20 protein-coding genes are annotated in these 20,606 nt (G+C 40.8%); 17 read left to right on the top strand and 3 right to left on the bottom strand.

From position 1 onward, the window contains the following. Window positions 1–256: 256 nt before the first annotated feature. Window positions 257–949 (bottom strand): peptide-methionine (S)-S-oxide reductase MsrA, encoded by a 693-nt coding sequence (msrA, locus tag PseudUWO311_RS21435; RefSeq protein WP_142657270.1) that lies wholly within the window; start codon window positions 947–949, stop codon window positions 257–259. 131 nt (window positions 950–1,080) lie between these two features. Then, the gene (locus PseudUWO311_RS21430) at window positions 1,081–2,793 is read right to left on the bottom strand and encodes an ATP-binding protein (RefSeq protein WP_142657269.1); all 1,713 of its coding nucleotides are present in this window, start codon (window positions 2,791–2,793) and stop codon (window positions 1,081–1,083) included. Between the two features lie 344 nt (window positions 2,794–3,137). Between PseudUWO311_RS21430 and PseudUWO311_RS21425 the strand changes: the two genes are divergently transcribed. From PseudUWO311_RS21425 to PseudUWO311_RS21400, 6 genes are all read left to right on the top strand, one after another. Then, complete coding sequence (locus tag PseudUWO311_RS21425; protein WP_142657268.1) at window positions 3,138–3,890, top strand: sensor histidine kinase; 753 nt, start codon at window positions 3,138–3,140, stop codon at window positions 3,888–3,890. A 155-nt stretch (window positions 3,891–4,045) separates the two neighbouring features. Then, window positions 4,046–4,726, top strand: coding sequence for a response regulator transcription factor (locus PseudUWO311_RS21420; protein ID WP_142657267.1), 681 nt, complete (start codon window positions 4,046–4,048; stop codon window positions 4,724–4,726). 327 nt (window positions 4,727–5,053) lie between these two features. Beyond that, entirely contained in the window at window positions 5,054–5,455 is a 402-nt protein-coding gene (locus tag PseudUWO311_RS21415; protein ID WP_142657266.1) for a hypothetical protein, read from the top strand. 109 nt (window positions 5,456–5,564) lie between these two features. Then, complete coding sequence (locus tag PseudUWO311_RS21410) at window positions 5,565–6,278, top strand: DUF4079 domain-containing protein (protein ID WP_142657265.1); 714 nt, start codon at window positions 5,565–5,567, stop codon at window positions 6,276–6,278. Between the two features lie 87 nt (window positions 6,279–6,365). Beyond that, the gene (locus tag PseudUWO311_RS21405) at window positions 6,366–7,709 is read left to right on the top strand and encodes a 2Fe-2S iron-sulfur cluster-binding protein (protein WP_142657293.1); all 1,344 of its coding nucleotides are present in this window, start codon (window positions 6,366–6,368) and stop codon (window positions 7,707–7,709) included. Window positions 7,710–7,812: 103 nt separating this feature from the next. Further along, window positions 7,813–8,595 carry an MIP/aquaporin family protein gene (locus tag PseudUWO311_RS21400; RefSeq protein ID WP_142657264.1) on the top strand — a complete coding sequence of 261 codons (783 nt, stop codon included), beginning with the start codon at window positions 7,813–7,815 and terminating at the stop codon, window positions 8,593–8,595. A gap of 10 nt (window positions 8,596–8,605) precedes the next feature. Here PseudUWO311_RS21400 and PseudUWO311_RS21395 read toward each other — a convergent pair whose 3' ends face one another. Beyond that, window positions 8,606–9,634, bottom strand: coding sequence for a DMT family transporter (locus tag PseudUWO311_RS21395; RefSeq protein ID WP_142657263.1), 1,029 nt, complete (start codon window positions 9,632–9,634; stop codon window positions 8,606–8,608). 306 nt (window positions 9,635–9,940) lie between these two features. On the opposite strand from PseudUWO311_RS21395, the gene PseudUWO311_RS21390 reads away from it, so the two are divergent. The 11 genes from PseudUWO311_RS21390 (at window position 9,941) to PseudUWO311_RS21340 (ending at window position 20,331) form a co-directional block, all read left to right on the top strand. Continuing rightward, window positions 9,941–10,663, top strand: coding sequence for a hypothetical protein (locus PseudUWO311_RS21390; RefSeq protein WP_142657262.1), 723 nt, complete (start codon window positions 9,941–9,943; stop codon window positions 10,661–10,663). Between the two features lie 195 nt (window positions 10,664–10,858). Beyond that, window positions 10,859–11,401 (top strand): hypothetical protein, encoded by a 543-nt coding sequence (locus PseudUWO311_RS21385; protein ID WP_142657261.1) that lies wholly within the window; start codon window positions 10,859–10,861, stop codon window positions 11,399–11,401. Window positions 11,402–11,794: 393 nt separating this feature from the next. Further along, window positions 11,795–12,019, top strand: a complete 225-nt coding sequence (locus PseudUWO311_RS21380) for a hypothetical protein (protein ID WP_142657260.1) — start codon at window positions 11,795–11,797, stop codon at window positions 12,017–12,019. Between the two features lies 1 nt (window position 12,020). Next, window positions 12,021–12,434 (top strand): putative toxin-antitoxin system toxin component, PIN family, encoded by a 414-nt coding sequence (locus tag PseudUWO311_RS21375; RefSeq protein ID WP_223807679.1) that lies wholly within the window; start codon window positions 12,021–12,023, stop codon window positions 12,432–12,434. Window positions 12,435–12,619: 185 nt separating this feature from the next. Next, window positions 12,620–13,426 (top strand): glucose 1-dehydrogenase, encoded by an 807-nt coding sequence (locus tag PseudUWO311_RS21370; RefSeq protein ID WP_142657258.1) that lies wholly within the window; start codon window positions 12,620–12,622, stop codon window positions 13,424–13,426. A gap of 10 nt (window positions 13,427–13,436) precedes the next feature. Beyond that, window positions 13,437–15,032: a GMC family oxidoreductase gene (locus tag PseudUWO311_RS21365; RefSeq protein ID WP_142657257.1), complete on the top strand. Its 1,596-nt coding sequence runs from the start codon at window positions 13,437–13,439 to the stop codon at window positions 15,030–15,032. A gap of 1 nt (window position 15,033) precedes the next feature. Then, a complete protein-coding gene (locus tag PseudUWO311_RS21360) occupies window positions 15,034–16,116 on the top strand; it encodes a VOC family protein (RefSeq protein WP_142657256.1) in 1,083 nt (360 codons plus the stop codon). 35 nt (window positions 16,117–16,151) lie between these two features. Then, window positions 16,152–16,982, top strand: coding sequence for a hypothetical protein (locus PseudUWO311_RS21355; RefSeq protein WP_142657255.1), 831 nt, complete (start codon window positions 16,152–16,154; stop codon window positions 16,980–16,982). 19 nt (window positions 16,983–17,001) lie between these two features. Then, window positions 17,002–17,991 (top strand): adenylate/guanylate cyclase domain-containing protein, encoded by a 990-nt coding sequence (locus PseudUWO311_RS21350; RefSeq protein ID WP_142657254.1) that lies wholly within the window; start codon window positions 17,002–17,004, stop codon window positions 17,989–17,991. 30 nt (window positions 17,992–18,021) lie between these two features. Beyond that, window positions 18,022–19,569: a GMC oxidoreductase gene (locus tag PseudUWO311_RS21345; RefSeq protein WP_142657253.1), complete on the top strand. Its 1,548-nt coding sequence runs from the start codon at window positions 18,022–18,024 to the stop codon at window positions 19,567–19,569. Between the two features lie 408 nt (window positions 19,570–19,977). Then, window positions 19,978–20,331 carry a hypothetical protein gene (locus PseudUWO311_RS21340; RefSeq protein ID WP_142657252.1) on the top strand — a complete coding sequence of 118 codons (354 nt, stop codon included), beginning with the start codon at window positions 19,978–19,980 and terminating at the stop codon, window positions 20,329–20,331. Window positions 20,332–20,606: the final 275 nt, after the last annotated feature.

The following is a 20,606-nucleotide window of genomic DNA, read 5'->3' as shown; positions in this document are numbered from 1 at the left end:
GCTGGGAACTGACCTTTGATTTCTACCCTAGAGTTTAGTAATTAATTGTCATCGTTGTAACCTATGGACTAATACCAAAACACAAAATGGCATAGCCATTTTGTGTTTTAAAACCCTTGTAGGGTTTGGTTTTTAATTCACAAAAGTGTAGCCACACTTTCGTGAATTGGTATAACGGTAAAATAAAGAACCAATTTTTGGTGGCGGGGCGAAGCCCCGCCACCAAAAATTGGTTCTTTGATTAATAGGTTAAACTTTACTCCTTATATATTTCAGGAAATTGTTTTCTTAACTGGGCAAGTTTTGGAAGATCATGAGCAACTACATAGGGATAGTTAGGATTATGAACAATAAAATCTTGATGGTAATCTTCTGCTGCGTAAAAATTCTCTAAAGGTACTAACTGAGTCACAACAGGCTTAGAAAAACTTTTAGTTTGGTTGAGCCGTTCAATATAGGCTGCTGCGATCTGCTGTTGCTCACTATTGGTGAAAAATATAGCCGAACGATATTGAGTACCAATATCAGGACCTTGTCGATTTAGTTGGGTTGGGTCATGGGCTACATAAAAGTAGATTTCAAGCAGCTTTTCATAGGATATTTGGGAAGGGTCATAGGTAATTCGGATGGATTCAGCATGTCCCGTTCGTCCAGAACCGACAGCTTCATAATTAGCTGTTGCAGCGCTTCCGCCAGAATAGCCAGAAACAACATTGGAAACTCCTTTTAGATGCTCAAATACTGCCTCTGTCCCCCAAAAACAACCTCCAGCGAATACAGCAGTCTTCATTCCTTTCTGATTAATAGTAGGCATAGCAGCAGTAGAGGTTTGAGTAGTTCTAGGCTCAGTATTAATCGACTTTCCCGAAACAAGAGAGTTTAGAAACAAAGAAGCGATCGCGAGGCTACCGACAATAGCGCCACAAACATATAAACTTCGCTGAAACATATTCATAGACTCTTTTAGGAATTTTAACATTAGGGATCTTTATAAGTAGTACGAAGTGCGATCGCTATTGGATGAATTAATATGCAACTTGCGAGAGACAGGTACTCAATGTAAGGGTACTCCCTCAATTTTTAATTTGTATCCATCGGTAATAAAACACTAACGATCGTGCCTGCGATCGCTGAAGATTCAATTTCTAACTTGCCGCCATGAGCTTCTACAATTTTTTTGACGATCGCTAAACCTAATCCGTTGCCATCGGGTTTAGTCGTCATAAAAGGTTTGGTTAAATTGGGTAAAATGTCAGATGGAATAGGTGTGCCTCTATTCTGAATTTGTAAACAAATTTGGCGAGAACTGGTCAAAGAGGAAAAACTTACAGAAATTTTTTCTCCTGCTGGTACTGCTTCACAGGCATTTTGCAATAGATTGATCAAGACCTGAGTTAATTTATCTTTATCTCCGAAGACTATCAGGGATTCAGGCATTGGCTCAAAAACTATTTGCTTGCCAATGGCAACTGGCGCACTAGAAATATTTTCTATATACTCCATAGCTAGTTTGTTCATATCAACTGGAACGGGCTGAATAACCTCATGTTTTGCATAGAGCAGAATCTCATTTAAAAGTCGCTTAAGACGTTCTGCTTCATCTAAGGCTAGTGTCAATCTCTTCCTCGCGCTTTCAGGCAATTCCATTCGATAAAAGTAGTTTAACCCCATTAACACTGTGGTTAAGGGATTACGGACTTCATGGATGATTGTGGTTGCTAGTTCGCCAATCTCGGAGAGTCTTTCCATCGCTTTAATTGTGCGCTGTTGCTCTTGTTGTCGATGGGTAATGTCTTCTGCGATTCCCGCGACTCGATAGATTTGCCCATTTTTATCAATAATCGGAAAGGCTTGATCTCGAATAATCCTGATACCTCCATCTGGTCGAATAATCCGATATTCAAGATCGTAACTACTACTATCTAAAAACAAGTTCTTGAATGCTATTGATACCATTTCTCGATCTTCAGAAATAACTGCATTTAAGCAAACTGAGCCATCCTCATACCATTGTTCGACGGGAATTCCCCATACTTTCTCAAACATGGGACTCATGTAAATTGGCTTGCCATCATGAGAATATAGCCATACTAGCGGCTCCAAATTTTCGGCTATCAAGCGTAATTGCTCTTCACTTTTCCTTAATGCTTGTTCTGCTTCTTGTCGGTCATTGATCTCAGATTGTAACGCTAGATTAATTTCTTGTTGCTTTTGGTAGAGATTATAGTTGTCAATAGCTGTCGCAGCGCGTTCAGCAAAAATCTCCACCAAGCTCATCTCTTCGCGCGTGAATTTGCGTGGTCGTCGGTTAAACGAACAGACTGTACCAATAATTTCTCCATTGGGTAGTCTCAATGGTGCACCTAAATAAGCTAAATATCCTTCTGGTGTTTCACCTAAATCTTTAAAAATAGATGTATTTTCTACAAAGAGGCATCGACCAGAATTCATAACACTTTCTGAGAGCGTGCCATGAAGCTCAAATTGCTGTTCTGCTGCATCACCTAAGTCAATAGAACTGGCTGCGACTCCACCAAATCCCTCGCGACTTAAGGTGACAATTGCCCAGTCCAAGTCAAGTAATTCACTAACGCTACTTGCTACAAGTCGGAGATATCCTTTCAACTCGCCTGTACGATAACTGAGTGATGATAATACTTCTAAGGTTCGCTGTTGTCTTTTGATGTTAGCTCGATACTGAGGCATCAAAGCTGAAATATTGTGTTTAATCCCATTTAGAAATACTTTAACGACCTTCAGTATGGAGATGTAAAGGCGGTTCAGGTATTTCATAAAAATATACTCAGCTAAAACTCAGCGTCAACTAATTAATTACTTAAAGGTAAATCATATTGAAACGATTTAGAGGAGTAATAATTATTTATATAAATATAATTTTTTTTGATATTAGCAATTTCTATTTTATGTTCAGGATCAGGAACTTTTCCATGCTTTATATGCTTCAGCCTATACCAAAGCACAAAATAGTCACACCATTTTGTGCTTTTTAAACCCTTGCTAGGTTCGGCTTTTAATCCACAAAAGTGTGATGACACTTTTGTGGATTGGGATTAATGATTGAGGAGAGATAGCGAGCAATCGCGATCGCTAATTTTTTTGTAATACCGTGATTTGAAATGAGTGACTTTACTTTGACCACTGCGCATGAGGCATCTGCAAACCATCAGATGGTCAGTCTTGATGAAGTGCAAGCTCAGCAAATACAACTAATTAGAAACTTCTCCCATGAGTTGCGAACGCCCTTAACGCTGGTTTATGGTTATATGCAAAGCATACACCGCCGAAATGAAAACCTTACCGATCTCCAAAAGAATGCCTTGGAGATCGCCATGTTTGAAATGAAGCATACTATTCAATTATTACAAGAATCTCTTGATCTAGCGAGGTTAGAATGTCACGCTATTTGCTTGCGCCGCGAACCAGTACCATTGCATGGATTAATATCTGAAGCGATCGCTGTTTTTCAGCAGGTCAAACCGCGTGAAATCATCGTTGAATCTGAGGAGTTAAACATTTTAGTGCTAGCTGATGCTGATCGACTCAAACAAGTTTTATTAAGGTTGATTGATAATGCTGTGAAGTATTCGGATACTGCAATTACGATTAAATTAGGAAAGTCAGGAGATTGTGTAGCGATTAGTATCTGTGATCGTGGCTGTGGTATTGACTTTCAAGATCAACTCAATATTTTTAGCCCTTTTTATCGAGTTGATCGCTCTCGAAATCGTGACACGGGCGGAGCAGGCTTGGGTTTAGCGATCGCTAAAGTTTTGGTAGAAGGTATGGGAGGAACTCTCAATGTGTATTCTCAACTAGGTGAAGGTAGTATCTTTAAGATTATTCTCAAATCTCTCGTGAGTATTGCTTGATGTCTAAGCCACTCGCATCGAATACCAATCCAAAAAAGTTTTGTCACACTTTTTTGGATTAAAAACCAAACCCTGTAAGGATTTTAAAAATATAAAATAGCGTAGCCATTTTGTGTTTTGGTATTACTCATTATGTTTAATATACTTAGAAATTTATGTCAACTAAAATCCTTTTAATAGAAGATGATGTCAGACTAGCCCAGTTTATTGAAATGGAATTAACTTGCGAGGGCTATCAGGTGAGCATGGCTCACAATGGGTTAGATGGGCTAACTCAAGCTAGACAGGAACAACCTGATTTAGTAGTTTTGGATTGGATGATGCCAGGATTATCGGGGGTAGAGATTTGTCGAAGGTTGCGAGCGACTGGGAGTAAAGTTCCGATCATTTTAGTTACGGCAAAGGATGATATTAGCGATCGCGTGGCGGGTTTGGATGCTGGGGCTGATGATTATGTAATCAAGCCTTTTAGTATTGAAGAGATGCTTGCCAGAATCCGTTCTAATTTACGTCGAACTAAAGCAGAAGATAGTGACACGCTCCAATTTGAAGACTTAAGTCTAAATCTCCGCACGCGCGAAATTTTGCGAGCTGGAAAAGCGATCGAGTTGACGGTGCGAGAGTTTGAGTTGTTGGAATATCTCATGATTCATCCCCAGCAGGTTATGACTCGCGATCAGATCTTAGAAAATGTTTGGGGTTATGATTTTGGCGGTGATTCTAATGTGATTGAGGTTTATGTTCGTACTCTCAGGCAAAAGTTGGAAATTGATAATACTTGCCGACTAATCCAAACTGTTCGCGGTATTGGCTACGTTCTGCGTCTTAGTAAGTAATACCAAGACACAAAAGTATCTTCACACTTTTATGGATTGGTATAATTACAGCAATTTTCGAGCACCCGAACCAATAAAACTTTTGAGAGTGCTGCTTTGCAGCCCTCTCAAAAGTTTTATTGGTTCAGATTTGAGCACTTTGCGCTCTAACTGAGTAAACGATGAGTTTTGACCTAATTATTTTTAATTTTAAACTTATACAACCCATAACTTGATTTCAGCTTCGTATCATTGCGCTCGGCGATTATTGAGAAGTAGAGATTAGCTGATTTAGCAGATATCTCTGATTATCGTAGTTTGAGCTAGCAAATTTAGGAGCATATTAAGATGAATATCAAGTCCCTCAGCCCTCTACTTACAAGTGTCGCGTTAGCAGGTTTTATCGGCGTTGGTGATGTAGCAGTGCGCTCATTCTCTCCTCAATTTCAATCCGTAGCGATCGCTGAGTCAATGCCTTCTAAAACAGCCCAAGCGGAAAAGACAGAGGCAGAGAAGCATATTGAAATCATTACCAAAAACAAAGGACAGATTGGTGGAGGCGATCAGTTACGTCGCTGGTTCTTCGGCGATCTTATGCCTTTGGGAGTGCAGCCAGGTGGAGCTGGCATGGTAGTTAGTCTCTACAATAAAGCTAACGATGTTACATTCTCTTACTGTGCTACCTATGATGTAGTAGTCGCTGTGAAAAAAGGTCGGGTGGTTACATTCCCTGCTAAAGAAGTCAAATAATTGATATTTCGTAGAGCGAATATTTACACTCACTCTCAGCCCCCGCTCTGACATTGAGAGGGGGCAAATTGGTTGTTTTTTACTAAAATTATTTGCACCGACCAATCATATGGATCTAAAAGATACTCTAGCTTTACTACATCCTGCGATCGCGATTGCATTTGTATTCCCATTGATTGGTATCGTCATCAATCGTTCTTGGCTAACTCGTCAACGTCGTCTGCAAGCCACAAATGGAGAGAAGAGTAAGATTCCTCCAAGTGTTGGCTCCGAGCATTTAGCGATCGGTTACTGGCTAAGCGGCTCGGTTGTGGGAGTAGCACTTTTGGGCATGGCTTTCCCAATTTTTTCTAAGATGATCGAACGAGATATTTTAACCAAAGAGCCATCAAGGGTTGCCTTTGTGGTGATCTTGTTTATTGCTTCTACGGCTTCGATGGTATTTCTCTATCGGGCTACAAGCAAGTTATGGCGTGGTATTTTTGCGACTCTATCTGGAGTGGGATTAATTATCTTAGGTGCTCAACCAGAGGTCTTTCGTCGCGATAAAGAATGGTTTTTCTCTCACTACTACTATGGAATAGCCGCAGCTTTATTGATGATTTTTTCAATGGCGATCGTGCAGGATATTTACCAAGACCGCAAAAATCGCTGGCGAACTGTGCATATTTTACTGAATATTTTTGCGACTATCCTGTTTCTAGGGCAGAGCATGACTGGTGCAAGAGATTTGTTATCCATCCCCTATAGCTGGCAAGCTTCCTACCTATCTAAATGTGACTTTACGAATAAAACTTGTCCACAAATCGGTACTGTTAAATAGGAAAGTATGGGTGGCGCTTTGCGCCGCCCATACTTTCAATGGATCGAAAGTGATAATGATTTCCCTATTATTGAAAAAGTAAAATCAATGTTAGAAGATATTAGACAAATCTCAAATCCCTTTGTAAGGGCAATAACTTCTGGATTGTTTCTCAGCTCTTTGGTAACCATCCCTGCGGCAGCGGCAATTTATTTAGTAAACCTCAAGAATGAATCTGCTTATAAATTCATCTTATACGCCTCAATAGCTAGTGCTACAGTTGGCGCAGTGGGAGGGCTTGCGGCTGGCAAAAGTAAATCCGCAACATCATCAAACCTATCAGTTGAGATGAGTAACGATATCAATTGGAAAGATTGGCGTAAATTTGTGATCGATCGCAAAGTTAAAGAGAGCGAAAGCATCACATCTTTTTATTTGCGCCCATTAGATGAAGGGAACATTCCTGATTTTATTCCTGGACAATTTCTCACGATTCAGTTAGATATTCCTGAGCAGTCGAAATCTGTAATCCGTACCTATTCTCTTTCTGATTATATACAATCAGGTTCTTACTATCGGCTCTCGATTAAGCGCGAACCTGCGCCTCCTGACGCGATCGCACCTGCGGGAATTGCCTCAAACTTCATGCATGATCATGTTCATGAAGGCTCTGTAATTTTGGTAAAGCCTCCTGCTGGAAAGTTCGTGTTAGATGTGAATAGTTCGCAACCTGCTGTCTTAATCAGTAATGGTGTTGGTATTACGCCCATGATTAGCATGGCAAAAGCTGTTAGCTTGCTTAATCCACAACGACATATTTGGTTTCTCCATGGGGCGAGAGATAGTAGTCTCCATGCCTTTCGCGATGAAGTAAATGCGATCGCAGTTAGCAATCCTAATTTACATATCGTTTATTGCTATAGCCGCCCTAGCTTAACTGATGAAGGCAATTATCAACATAAAGGCTATGTGGATGCTGCTTTGATCAAGAATGTAGTTGCACCTGAGATGCAGAACTTGTGCGGTTCGACGGATGCAGAATATTTTCTCTGTGGCTCTCCATCATTTATGGATTCACTCCGAGATGGATTGAGAGAGTGGGGTGTAGCTGACAACAAGGTTCTATTTGAATCATTTGCTAAAGCTAAGCCCAAAAAGTCAGAACCAGCCCAAGATCTATCCCAAAAACATGATTCTATCGAAATAGTTTTCGGGAAGTCTGGTAAAACTCTGAGCTGGAGTCCTAACGATGGCACGATTTTAGAGTTTGCGGAAGCAAATGATATCTATCCCGATCATAGTTGCCGTATTGGTGTTTGTGGTACTTGTATGTGCAAAATTTCTGAAGGAGAAGTTGAGTATGCGGAAGCACCAACTGCTTCTGTTGATGGTGATTCGGTTCTCATTTGCATCTCTAAGCCTAAAACTGCAAGGGTAGTTCTAGATATCTAAAACCCAAAACTAGAGATTGAGTCGCCCACTACGCGGGCGACTCAATCTCTAGTTTTATAAACTACTTAGTTATGCCATTAGAGCATAGTCATAAATTTGGATAATGAATATAATCGAATATGCGATCGAGGCTATTTGTTTAGGGACATTTATGGTTGTAGCAACCATAGTTACAGCCATTTTTCAGCTTCCTAGCTCTCCTATTCATCAAGCGATCGCAGATCCTCTGTTACGGCGTTTTTTTATTGCTGTAGTAATTGCATTAACTGCAATGTCGATAGTTTATTCCCCATTTGGAATGCGATCGGGCGCTCATCTGAATCCTTCTGTGACCTTGACCTTCTGGCGACTTAAGAAAATTCGCTCAATAGATGCTTGCTTTTATATCTTGGCACAGGCTCTGGGCGCAATTTCAGGCATTTGGTTTGCTGGAATTTTACTCGGTATGGCGATCGCTGATCCATCGGTAAATTACATCGCTACAGTTCCCAGTTCTGCTGGTGAGTTGGGAGCTTTTTTAGTTGAGTTTTTACTCTCATTAGGAATGATGACTTTGATACTACAGATATCAAATCATCCGAAGCTATCTCAATTGACAGGAGTGTTTTGTGGCATGTTGCTGGTGGTTTACATTACGATCGCAGCACCAATTTCGGGAATGAGCATGAATCCTGCACGTTCTCTAGGTTCGGCAATTCCCGCCCAAGCATGGCATGGCTTTTGGATATATTGTGTTGCGCCTCCCCTAGGAATGATCATCGCCTCAGAAATTTATCTGCGAATGATAGGCAAAAAGAAAAGCCGCGCCGAGTTATGCTGCAAGCTTTGTCCCAATAGTACGACTCGATGCATTAGTCCAGTCTGCTGTCAGATGTGTAAATTATAGTAATCTTGAACTATACGCCCTTAAATCCAGACTCCATATCGATAGCGATCGCCGAATGAGCTTGTTTCCCTTTCATTTTTTTGTTCTGCATCCAATCTCCTACATCCCCAAGTACGATCCCAATCAGAATAAAAATACCACCAATATACTGAGCAGTATTTGGAGCTTGCTGCACGATAAAATAGGAACATAAAATTCCAGCAATTGTATTAAAAGCACTGGCTAAAGTAATATCGATAGAAGTAGATTTTTTTAAAGCATTGATCCAACATAACTGCCCAAATCCTACAATTACCACACTATAAATCAAAATCCATTGCCATAAGAAAGGTGAAAAAACATCGATAAAATGTTCAAAGCCGAACAGCACGATCACTATCGTACCAAAGACAAAAGTGCCAATTAATGTCCTAAAAACCCTAAAAAAGCCTATGGGAATATTGAACAATTGAACATCACTGATTGTGGAGGCGATCGCTAAAGCAATTGATCCAATGATAGTTAGAACTTCGCCGCTACTAAAGTTTAAACTAACTGTCTGCTGAAGAAAAATCACCAAAGCTACACCGATACAAGTCGAGATCGCTCCAGTAATATTCCAAAAGCTTGTTTTAGATTTGACTATTAAAATTGATAAAGCTAAAACCATTACTGGCTCAATTCTACCAATTAAAATCACGTTGTTGATCGGAGTTCTATCTAGAGCTGTAAATATCAAAGCGGGAGCTAATGCACCACTCAAAACAGCAACAATTGTTAGAAAAATCCAACTTTTAAACTTGATCTTTTTAATTTCTTTGATATTCCACTCTCGATAATATATGAATATTAAGATGCCCAGTTCGCATATATCTCCAACAAATAGGCTATTGCAAAAAGAGATGGGATTTCTGCCATCAATCAAATGCGTATCACCAAGATCATGCAACTTGCTAGCGATCGCATTAGAAGCACCAAATATGATAGTAGCGATCGCGAGTAACCACCTACCGATAACCCGATCTTGAGAGTTAGGAATTCCAGAAAATTCTTGAGCCATTACTTGAATATATTTTGTGATGGAGCAATAAAATTAAATGCGATCGCGTAGCTTTCTAGTTGAAGACTGGTATAGGTGCATGATTTTTTAGCACTGGTTTAGGAATGTTATGCTGCATAGCGATCGGTAAAACTCTATTCAGGTATGTTCCGCTGCAAAAAGTTTGTTCTTACTCTTATTGGTTGCTTTATCTGACTAGTTGTGTGATATTTATTTCATACAAGTATTTATCCTGTAATCTTCAAGATAATATATAATTAGGTAACCTATAGATCGATCAGCCTTATTTATTAACCTCCTAACTATATGTCGTGGAAAAACTGGGGAGATCACCCTGCTATCGTTATTTTAAGTGCTTTTGCAGGTTTAGCTACAATAGCTGCATTGGGATACACTATCCATGCGACTTATGCTCCTACCCAAAATTCTAGTGTGGCACCATCACCCTCAATTTCAGTAACTCCAAATCCCTCAATTGCCCCAAGTACTGAATTTGAATTAATCGTACAAACTGAACAGTTTGCACCTTTAGAAAAAGTTGAGGTTCGTTTTATAACTAAAGGCGCTCCCGAAGTTAGGCTCACTGATAGTAATGGATATACAAGACTGCGAATCCCTAGTAGAGGCGATATAGAGGTTATTTTGTCTAGAAAGGATTTTGAGACTTTACGTTTGGTTATAAATTTAGAGAATGATTTTAATAGAACAAGAACTTATCAGCTAAAGAAATTAACTTCAAGCTCACCACAAGCTTCCGTCTCTTCTCCAAAACCTTCAACAATGCCTGAGCCACTCCCTTCTCCCTCATTAGCTCAAAATGATAATAGCCAAGCAGAAAATCATTCTATTTCACGGTCTGATACAACAGATAGTGAAAGTATTAACATTCATCCACAACCTAAGACTGCTTCCAAGCCAAAACTTAGATCGATTGAAACTTTTGAAAGCTTCAATCCTATCCCGAATAATATTGACCTAGAACCGAAACAGCATCCTCGATTGTCTGGTGATTTGAAGACTGTGCAGTAGAGGATGCAGCTTAAGGCGGAACACTTTTGGGCAACGAACGTCTAACTGATATGACTGTAAAATCGGTTTTACAAACTAAATGCCTAAATCCTTTCTGTGCAAGCTGTCTCGCCTTAAGTTGACACCTCACAGTAGTTCGTTTAGTCTTACTCAATTCGAATATTTTCCCCATAAGTAGTCATTGGAACCTCTATTATGTTTGAAAGTGCTTTGTTACTCATCTTAAGTTTTGGCACTAATACCCAGTCACTCAGCAGCTTATTTAGTCCAAGTATTTCAGTTGGTCTTGGTGAATCTTTGAATAGGCCTAGTCTTTTGGCACAAAATATCGTGCCAAAAGATCAAATTCCCCCAGTAGTTGAAAAGGGATTTGCATTTGAGATGCTTGGATGTAACGTTCTTCAAGAGTTTTCAAGAAAACTTCGATGCAGTTTCTATGTGAAAAACTTGCAAAGCTCACGAAGAAAGCTGGCTATTCGCACTTATGACTCATATAGGGGTAATACGATATTTCTTGATAAAGATGGTCAACAAGTTACTGCATCATCTGCAACACTTGGAAGTTCTACATCTTTGCGTAGTGCCGAAGCGTATCTTTATCCTGACACTATAGTTAGGTTAGACATAATTTTTAATGGTGCGCCAAAACAAGGTACAGGCTTGCAACTTGTTGAACTTAATCTTTATGCTTACGGAAACGGTGGAGGTAGTTTTGTTGTTCCTTTTCGTATACATTAGTCAGAATCAGTCTAGATTTGGTAAAATATCCAATTAATACTAGGTTTAAAGTCGATATTGAAGTTAACCCTAAAATAGCTTCAATGATTTAGATTGCTCCACTGCATATGTCTAACTAATGCATGCAACAGAACGGCTCAAACCGATAAGACGATGCTTATTTTGCAACGCTGTCCACTGATGCAGATGACGTTATACCAAAACCGATATGCTCCTTAAGGTTGTCTGTTTCTAGCCGAGATTAGGTAAGCAAAAATGGTTTACTTCGTTAGTGGAGTTCCAGAAAGTTGTCGGCGATCGCAAAGACAAATAATTATTAAGTGCGATCGATGGTGATTTCAGCGATAATGGGATTTTAGATAGTTTGGAAACATTCTTGGGTATGTAAAAGCTATGGACGTTAAAGAAATTAAAATCTGTGTTGATGCAGAATCAGCAAAAATTTATGAGTCGGCTATATTTGCTGATCGACAAAAGCTTGATGCTCTGCTCAGCTTGAGACTGAGAGAGTTTGCCAGAAAACGCCGACCACTAGAGGCTGTAATGAGTGATATCAGTCGTAAAGCACAAGCTAGAGGCTTAACTCCAGAAATTTTGAATAATTTGTTAAGTGAATAAAGTGCGATACGTTTTTGATACCAACGTGATTATTAGCTCAGTGCTATTTGAGGGTAGTAAGCCTGACTTAGCAATTAGGTATGCACTCCAAAACGGCAACATCTTGTTCTCATTAGAACTACTAGAAGAGCTTGACGAAGTTCTCAGTCGTGCAAAATTCAGAAAATATATCACAGATGAAGAGAGAGAAGAATTTTTAGATGGCTTCATAGATAGGGGAATATTGATTAAAGTAGTAGATGTTGTCAAGGAGTGCCGTGATCCGAAAGATGACAAGATTTTAGAGTTATCTCTTAGCGGTAAAGCTGATTTGATCATCAGTGGAGATAAAGATCTATTGGTTCTTAATCCATTTCGCTCAATACAAATACAATCTGTTGAGCAGTTTACTTTAAGCAATAGAATCCTAAAATGAGGATTTGCTGAGCGATCACTTAAAAAATATTCCCGAAGTATCAGCTAATTTCAATATACTTTTTATATCTCGCTAACTCTATTTAGTAACTACTCAAGCAGAATAAAGCAATGTTTTCTCAATGGTCTTAGCCCGTCGAGGATTTCTCTCCAAAATAATTGCAAATTTTACTGCGGTGAAAATTTATGAAACTAGATGGAAAAGTTGCCCTAGTTACTGGAAGCAGTGGCGGCATCGGTCAAGGTATTGCGATTCGATTGGCAAAGGAAGGCGCTAAGGTTGTGGTCAACTATCGCTCTAATCCTCAAGGTGCTGAAGAAACTTTAAATGCGATCAAAGCAACTGGTGGAGATTGCATGATGGCTGAGGGCTTCTGTGACAACGATCGCGGCTATAGTATTGGTGCTGATTTGGGAATGGTTGATGACGTTCGCAAATTAATCGATGAGAGCATCAAGCATTTTGGTACTCTAGACATTCTAGTCAACAATGCAGGGATTGAAAAACATGCAGATTTCTGGGATGTTACCGAAAAAGACTTTGAAGCGGTAATGAATATCAATTTTAAGGGCGTTTTCTTTGCCACCCAATCTTTCGTTAAACATCAAATTAGCGAAGGCAAGCGCAATGGACGCATTATTAACATTAGCTCCGTTCACGAAGAATTGCCATTTCCCCATTTCACGGCTTACTGTGCCAGCAAAGGCGCTTTGAAGATGATGACACGCAATCTCTCAGTTGAACTTGGCGCACTTGGCATCACTATCAATAATGTCGCTCCTGGTGCGATCGAAACTCCAATTAACAAGGCACTTCTCAACGATCCTTCTAAATTGGAGCCTTTGCTAAAAAATATTCCTCTCGGTCGTTTGGGACAACCTGAAGATGTCGCTTCTGTGGTGACTTTTTTAGCTTCAGACGAGTCTCGATACATTACAGGTTCCACCATTGTTGTAGATGGTGGTTTGCTTTGGAACTATCAAGAGCAGTAGGAAAAAAGCAATGTCAATAGATAACTTGTCTACGGAACTTTTGGCTACTGAACACTATGACATCATTATTATCGGTACTGGTGCAGCAGGAGGAACTCTCGCTTACAAGCTAGCTCCTACTGGTAAAAGCATCTTGGTGCTAGAGCGCGGCTCTTTTATGCCTAGAGAGAAGGAAAACTGGGATACTAAAGTAGCGTTCAAGAGCAACCGCTATCATAATGATGAGGTTTGGTACGATCGCGATGGCAACGAATTACATCCTGGCATGAGCTACTCTGTTGGCGGGAATACCAAGATTTATGGAGCCGCTTTATTTCGGCTGCGCGAGCAAGATTTTGAAGCCTATCAGCATAAGGATGGGCTCTCTCCAGCTTGGCCCCTAAAATATCGAGACTTTGAACCCTACTACACTGAAGCTGAAAAGCTATATCAAGTTCATGGCAATCAGGGCATCGATCCGACTGAACCGCCTCGTAGTCATGATTATTTTTATCCTGCGGTCAGCCATGAGCCGCGAATGGAATCTGTTAGCAACTCACTCCAACAGAAGGGACTACATCCATATCATACGCCTCTGGGTATTAGGCTAAATGAAGTCCAGCAACATCTAAGTGAATGCATTCGCTGTAATACTTGTGATGGATTTCCCTGCCTAGTTCATGCTAAATCTGATGCTGAGGTGACTGGGATTTTGCCAGCAATACAGCATCCTAATTTGACGCTATTGACAGAGGCTAAGGTGTTGAAACTCCATACCAGTGATTCTGGCAAGGAGATTACTACGGTTGAAGTAAGCATCAATAATGAGATTAAGTACTTTTCGGGTGGAATAGTCGTTCTTTCCTGTGGAGCGGTGAACTCATCTACGATCATGCTGCGATCGCATAATGACCAACACCCGAATGGTTTGGCAAATAGCTCTGATTTGGTAGGGCGCAATTTTATGAAACATGTGCTCGGTTCCATTATTGGGGTAACTAAGGAGCCAAATTCCACCAAATTCCAAAAGACTCTATCGATCAACGATTTCTATTGGGGCGAAGATGGTTACGACTACCCGATGGGACAAATTCAAACCCTTGGTAAAGTCAATAAGGAAATGATCGAAGGCAATACTGCTGCCTACGCTCCTCGCACTCCTGAAGAAGTGGCAAGTCACTCTGTAGATTGGTGGCTGACTGTAGAAGATTTACCCGAATCCAACAATCGTGTTCGTGTTGATGGCGATCGCATTATTTTGGACTATACCGAAAATAATACCGAACCATATGCCCGATTGGAACAGAAGTGGATTGAGATTCTTAAATCAATTGATTGTGGCGAGAGCATTCTGTCTCATGATAGTTATTTTGTCAAAGGTTCCACTAACTATTTCACTGGGAAACTTCCTTTGCAAGGAGTCGGACATCAAGTTGGGACTTGTCGCTTTGGCGAAGATCCCCAAACCTCTGTATTGAACCTTAATTGCCAAACCCACGATATTGACAATCTCTATGTTGTTGATGGCAGTTTTTTCTGCTCGAGTGGAGCCGTCAATCCGACTTTGACTATCATTGCTAATGCTTTGCGGGTTGCCGAACATCTCATCAAAAGACTTGAGGCATAGTATGGCTATTAAATTCCAAAAAAGAGTCTTTCTGATTGCCTTCTCTTTAGTATTAGGAGTCTTTGCCCAAGAGGCGGCAATCTTAAAGCCTTTATCAGCGCGATCGCCCTATGCGAACACTTGGGCGATCGCGCAAGCTCAGCCAGTTACTTTAACTGCGGTTGACTCTGTGGGTATTACAGTTTCAGATATGGACAAAGCCATTCAGTTTTACTCTGAGGTTTTATCCTTTCAAAAAATATCTGATGTCGAGGTCTTAGGCTCTGAATATGAACGCCTCCAAGGTTTATTTGGTGTGCATTTGAGAGTAGTAAAAATGCGACTAGGCGGAGAGATTCTCGAATTAACGGAATTTCTCACGCCGAAGGGCAGACCGATTCCTGTCGATTCGCGCAGTAACGATCGTTGGTTTCAACATATTGCGATCGCAGTCAGCGACATGGATAAAGCCTATGAAACTCTTCGCAAATTTAAGGTGCAACATGCTTCGACAGCACCGCAAAGGATTCCTGATACGAATAAAGCCGCCGCAGGAATTCGCGCTTTCTACTTCAAAGATCCTGACGGACATAATTTAGAAATCATTTATTTCCCTAAAGGTAAAGGCGATCCGAAATGGCAGGAGAATTCTCAGTCAGTCTTTTTAGGAATTGACCATACGGCGATCGTTGTTAGCAATACTGATGCTAGCTTGAAGTTTTATCGCGATGTTCTAGGACTCAAACTGGCGGGCGAAAGTGAAAACTTCGGCACCGAACAGGAGCATCTCAATAATGTGTTTGGAGCCAAGTTACGCATTAGTGGATTAAAAGCACCATCAGGTTTAGGGATTGAGTTTCTCGATTACTTGTCTCCAAGCGATGGCAAGCCTTACCCCTCTGACGCACGAACCAATGATTTGCTGTATTGGCAGACTACTTTGGTTGTCAATGATGCTAAAGCGATCGCGCAAAAACTGCGAAGTTCCCGTACAATTTTCATCTCGCCCGATGTAATTGAAATCCCTTCCCGTTCTTTTGGGTTTAAGAGTGGATTTTTAGTCAGAGATCCCGACGGTCATGCCCTGCGGATTATCGAAAAATAAGCGAACGTCAAATCAAAATCTTTAGCCCTATAATCATGAATATTCCTGACAAGCCATCGTTTACATTAGATCTACAGCAACTTGCTGAAGTGAGAATCCAGCTTCATTATGCCATCCAGCCTTTAGCAGCTATCTCAAATGCTCTAGCAGATTCGGGTAATAAAGGATTATTCTGGGACGATCAGCTAGGATTCATAACCCGCGAAATTAATTCTATTAAGTCGTATCGACTTGCTCTCGAACCGATCACATTAACTCTAAATTTTTTAACCGATCGCGATCAAATTATTTCTTCGTTTTCCTTAGGCGATCGTACATTAGCTGAAGCATTTGTCTGGATGAAGGCGATCGTTAATGGATTGGGCGGTGAGGGAGATCTAATCACCCCAATTTCCTATCCACCTAACGACTTCCCTGAAAGTGAACTTGCCCGTGGGAAAACTTTCCAACTCAAGCATTTAACTTCAGATTTAGCAGAATATTATGCGATCTCAGATCAACTTCTCCAAGATATAGTCCAGCAAGAATCTATGGCATCTAATGTTCGCATCTGGCCACATCATTTCGATATTGCAATGTTAATTTCCATCCCAGATGAAATAAATGGACAAGAGAAATCCGTAGGTGTCGGACTATCTCCAGGTGATGACGGCTATAACGAGCCTTACTGGTATGTAACTCCCTATCCTTACCCCGAAGATCGTAGTAATTTACCTACGCTATATGGCGATGGGTTTTGGCATACAGAACATTGGGTTGGGGCAGTGCTTACTGCTTCTCAATTTGGTGATCCTAAGGCAAGTGTTGATCAAGTTAACGCCTTTTTAAAATCTGCGATCGCTTTTTGCAAAGAACTATTGAATTAGATTGAATGAGGTTAAACTTATGTCAAAAATTAGTTGTCTCCCTGATAAGCGTTCCATAGAAATCAACAAATCCGATACGGTTTTAGAGGCTTTGTTAGCAAATGGAATCGAGCATACCCATGTATGCGGTGGGAATGCCTATTGTTCTACTTGTCGAATCATGATTTTAGATGGAGTGCAAAATTGTAGTCCTCCAACTAGCGCTGAAAGAGCTTTAGCAAAAAAGCTGGATTTCCCGGTACATGTCCGTCTTGCTTGCCAAACTAAGGTTACAGGCGATGTTTCGATCCGCCGCATGGTAATTGACAATGAGGATATTGACATTCTTGAAGGTCAGCTTGCCACTGGTACTGTGAATAGCGATCGCAATGTCGCTTTGCTAGTTGCCACAATTCGCGGAGCAAATAACTTTGATGAGGTAAACTTCCACTACGATATTGTCTATATAATGAGTCGCTATTTCCATCGAGTCCAGAAGGTGGTGGGTCAATATGGCGGCACGATCCCCAACGTTATGGGCGTAAGAGTTATGGCAGTATTTGGGTTTGAGAAAAACAGTAGTTTAGCCGCAGAAAGAGCAGTGTGGGCAGGATTGGAATTGCTTAAGACTATAGCTGAATTGAATGTTTTCTTAAAAAAATTATCTTATAACCCACTAAATGTGAGCATCGGCATTCACTATGGTGCTGCCGTCCTAATTCCGATAGATCCTAGCAAGCCCAATGTTCTTACCCCTTTGGGCGATATTGTGAATTCTGTCGGTCGAATTGAAGCAGCGAATAAAGAGGTTGGGAGTGATTTGTTGGTTTCAGAATCAGTCTACAACCAAATCAAAGACAAAGCGATTATCAATCGCAACGGTAATCTCAACCTAGGCAAAATCGAGTTTAAGGTCTATGAAATTACTGGGATGCAGGGAAGTCCACCTAAGGTCGCCAAGGTAGAGGACTCGACTGCCCCTGTACCTAAAAGGTTCATGTCTTTTCTCCAAAAATTCTTGTCTAAGTAAACCTTCTTTCTCAAATCTATAGGAAAATCTATGCCTACTGAACATTATGATGTCATTATTATCGGAACTGGTGCAGGTGGTGGAACCTTAGCTTATCGCCTTGCTTCTAGTGGAAAGAAGATCTTGATCTTAGAAAGAGGTGCATTTTTGCCTCAAGAGAAACAGAATTGGGATACGGTAGAAGTCTATAAAAAAGACCGCTATCACACTGCTGAGACATGGATTGACGATCGCGATGGCAGTAAGATTCATCCAGGTACTGGCTACTGGGTCGGTGGTAACACTAAAGTCTATGGAGGAGCCTTATTCCGTTTGCGGGAAAGGGACTTCGATCTCGTAGAACATCATGGCGGTATTTCACCAGCATGGATGTTGAAATACCAAGACTTTGAACCCTACTACACCGAAGCAGAAAAACTCTATGATGTACATGGACAACGCGGTCAAGACCCCACCGAACCGCCAACTCACTCGCCATTCCCATTCCCCCCTGTTTCCCATGAGCCGCGCATCCAAGAAATTCATGATGATTTAGTAAAACAAGGCTTAAATCCGATTAACCTGCCTTTGGCAATCAAGCTCAATGAAGTCAATCGTCGCTTAGGAGCTTGCATTCGCTGTAACACCTGTGATGGATTCCCATGCTTAGTCAATGGCAAAGGAGACTCTGATATAAATTGTGTACGTCCTGCGATCGCTAAAGATAACATCACCTTGCTCACCGAGGCGGAGGTACTGCGCCTGCATACAAGTCCATCTGGCAGAGAAATTACCAGCGTTGAAGTGAAATTGGATGATCAAATTCTTAATTTCTCTGGCGATATTGTGGTGGTAGCCTGTGGAGCGATTAATTCTGCTGTCTTGTTGTTGAAATCTGCTAATGATAAGCATCCCAATGGCTTGGCTAATAGCTCTGACCAAGTGGGGCGAAACTTTATGAAACATCAACATGGTGCGATCGTTGGAATTACGCCTAAACCGAATCATAGCGAGTTCCAAAAGACTCTCGCTGTCCTCGACTACTATTGGGGTGAAGAGGGCTTTAACTACCCGATGGGACTGATCCAATTATTAGGCAAAGTGAATAAAGACATGATTGCCCTTGATGCTCCAGCTTTTGCTCCAGGGATAGCTCTAGATCAGGTGGCTCAGCACTCAGTTGATTGGTTTGTCACTGCCGAGGACTTACCCGATCGCAACAATCGCGTCACCGTCAAAAATGGCACGGTACATATCAGTTACACCGAAAATAACACGATTGCTTTTGATCGCTTAATGGATCGCTGGACGCAAGTATTGAAATCAATTAACTGTGGCGATCGCATTTTGCCTCTCTCTCTATATTTTCGGAAAAAATTAGCGATCGCGGCGGTAGCACATCAAAATGGAACTTGCCGTTTTGGTGAAGACCCACAAGATTCGGTTTTAGATGTTAATTGCCGCGCCCATGATGTTGATAATCTCTATGTTGTTGATAGTTCTTTTTTCCCTTCTAGTGCCGCTGTCAATCCCACATTAACGATTATTGCCAATGCTTTACGAGTTGGCGATCATCTGCTTGAGCGTATTAGGGACTAGCAGCAAAATAAAGAACCAGTTTTTTGTGGCGTGGCGAAGCCACGCCACAAAAAACTGTAGTCATAAGGATTTTCATCGCTTCGCGCCGCACATCCTTATGCCAAAGCACAAAATAGCTATGCCATTTTGTGCTTTTAAAACCCTCACAGGGTTTGGTCTTTAATTCACAGAAGTGTAGCCACACTTTCGTGAATTGGTATTACCTTTATAAATCCTTTCCTTTGCAGGACTATCCAAAAAACTGGTTCTTTATTAAACAATTATATCTTCTCAGGCATAATTAATCATTCTCTCATTTTCACATCAGGGTGACTTCAGGCTAAGGGTTAATACTTAGATCAAGTCAAAAAGAACTAGTTCATTAATTAGTTCTCTAAAACAATAAATTCTATATCGAGAGATAAACCCATGAAAAAATTACTTCTAGCTTTCTTGCCTGCTCTCTTAGTCTCTGCAACTGCTACAGTTCCTGCTGCCAAGGCTCAAGATGCTATGCAAATGCCTTCCGTAGAAGTAAAAATGAGAATCACCTTGACACCCTTCAATCTCGCTTACCTAGCGCATCAAGGTTATTTTACAAGCCAAGGTATTCCTGATTCCGAAGGTCTGATGAAAGGTTTTAATGATGGTACGATCACCGCTTCTCAACTTGTAAAAGCTGCAGTCAACGATAAGCGCTTACCTGCTGCGTTCTTGACGAATGATTCCTATATCGCCGCAGTTAAGAACCAGCTATATACACTTACTCTCTCAGCTCGTTAAGCTTAATTAAGATTTACAAATCGAATTAGATGTAGAGGCAATTCATGAATTGCCTCTATTGTAGAATCCCAATCCACAAAAGTGTGACGACACTTTTGTGGATTAAAAACAAACCCAGCAAGGGTTTTAAAAGCACAAAATGGCTACTCCATTTTGTGCTTTGGTAGAATAGGAAGCCCACGCGATTTTACGCAAGTCCTGTTGATTAGTAAAAGTAGAAATACTCCTATAAAGAAATATGATGAATCCAGAGCAAGCTAGATTAGTAGAAACCA

The organism is Pseudanabaena sp. UWO311 (assembly GCF_006937785.1).
GTDB lineage: Bacteria > Cyanobacteriota > Cyanobacteriia > Pseudanabaenales > Pseudanabaenaceae > Pseudanabaena.
This window is presented reverse-complemented; position numbering and strand designations above follow the sequence as displayed.

What these genes read in the sequence shown, in the direction of transcription:
- msrA (WP_142657270.1), bottom strand. Translation starts at nt 949, where the DNA reads ATGTTTCAGCGAAGTTTATATGTTTGTGGCGCTATTGTCGGTAGCCTC.
- PseudUWO311_RS21430 (WP_142657269.1), bottom strand. Translation starts at nt 2,793, where the DNA reads ATGAAATACCTGAACCGCCTTTACATCTCCATACTGAAGGTCGTTAAA.
- PseudUWO311_RS21425 (WP_142657268.1), top strand. Translation starts at nt 3,138, where the DNA reads ATGAGTGACTTTACTTTGACCACTGCGCATGAGGCATCTGCAAACCAT.
- PseudUWO311_RS21420 (WP_142657267.1), top strand. Translation starts at nt 4,046, where the DNA reads ATGTCAACTAAAATCCTTTTAATAGAAGATGATGTCAGACTAGCCCAG.
- PseudUWO311_RS21415 (WP_142657266.1), top strand. Translation starts at nt 5,054, where the DNA reads ATGAATATCAAGTCCCTCAGCCCTCTACTTACAAGTGTCGCGTTAGCA.
- PseudUWO311_RS21410 (WP_142657265.1), top strand. Translation starts at nt 5,565, where the DNA reads ATGGATCTAAAAGATACTCTAGCTTTACTACATCCTGCGATCGCGATT.
- PseudUWO311_RS21405 (WP_142657293.1), top strand. Translation starts at nt 6,366, where the DNA reads ATGTTAGAAGATATTAGACAAATCTCAAATCCCTTTGTAAGGGCAATA.
- PseudUWO311_RS21400 (WP_142657264.1), top strand. Translation starts at nt 7,813, where the DNA reads ATGAATATAATCGAATATGCGATCGAGGCTATTTGTTTAGGGACATTT.
- PseudUWO311_RS21395 (WP_142657263.1), bottom strand. Translation starts at nt 9,634, where the DNA reads ATGGCTCAAGAATTTTCTGGAATTCCTAACTCTCAAGATCGGGTTATC.
- PseudUWO311_RS21390 (WP_142657262.1), top strand. Translation starts at nt 9,941, where the DNA reads ATGTCGTGGAAAAACTGGGGAGATCACCCTGCTATCGTTATTTTAAGT.
- PseudUWO311_RS21385 (WP_142657261.1), top strand. Translation starts at nt 10,859, where the DNA reads ATGTTTGAAAGTGCTTTGTTACTCATCTTAAGTTTTGGCACTAATACC.
- PseudUWO311_RS21380 (WP_142657260.1), top strand. Translation starts at nt 11,795, where the DNA reads ATGGACGTTAAAGAAATTAAAATCTGTGTTGATGCAGAATCAGCAAAA.
- PseudUWO311_RS21370 (WP_142657258.1), top strand. Translation starts at nt 12,620, where the DNA reads ATGAAACTAGATGGAAAAGTTGCCCTAGTTACTGGAAGCAGTGGCGGC.
- PseudUWO311_RS21365 (WP_142657257.1), top strand. Translation starts at nt 13,437, where the DNA reads ATGTCAATAGATAACTTGTCTACGGAACTTTTGGCTACTGAACACTAT.
- PseudUWO311_RS21360 (WP_142657256.1), top strand. Translation starts at nt 15,034, where the DNA reads ATGGCTATTAAATTCCAAAAAAGAGTCTTTCTGATTGCCTTCTCTTTA.
- PseudUWO311_RS21355 (WP_142657255.1), top strand. Translation starts at nt 16,152, where the DNA reads ATGAATATTCCTGACAAGCCATCGTTTACATTAGATCTACAGCAACTT.
- PseudUWO311_RS21350 (WP_142657254.1), top strand. Translation starts at nt 17,002, where the DNA reads ATGTCAAAAATTAGTTGTCTCCCTGATAAGCGTTCCATAGAAATCAAC.
- PseudUWO311_RS21345 (WP_142657253.1), top strand. Translation starts at nt 18,022, where the DNA reads ATGCCTACTGAACATTATGATGTCATTATTATCGGAACTGGTGCAGGT.
- PseudUWO311_RS21340 (WP_142657252.1), top strand. Translation starts at nt 19,978, where the DNA reads ATGAAAAAATTACTTCTAGCTTTCTTGCCTGCTCTCTTAGTCTCTGCA.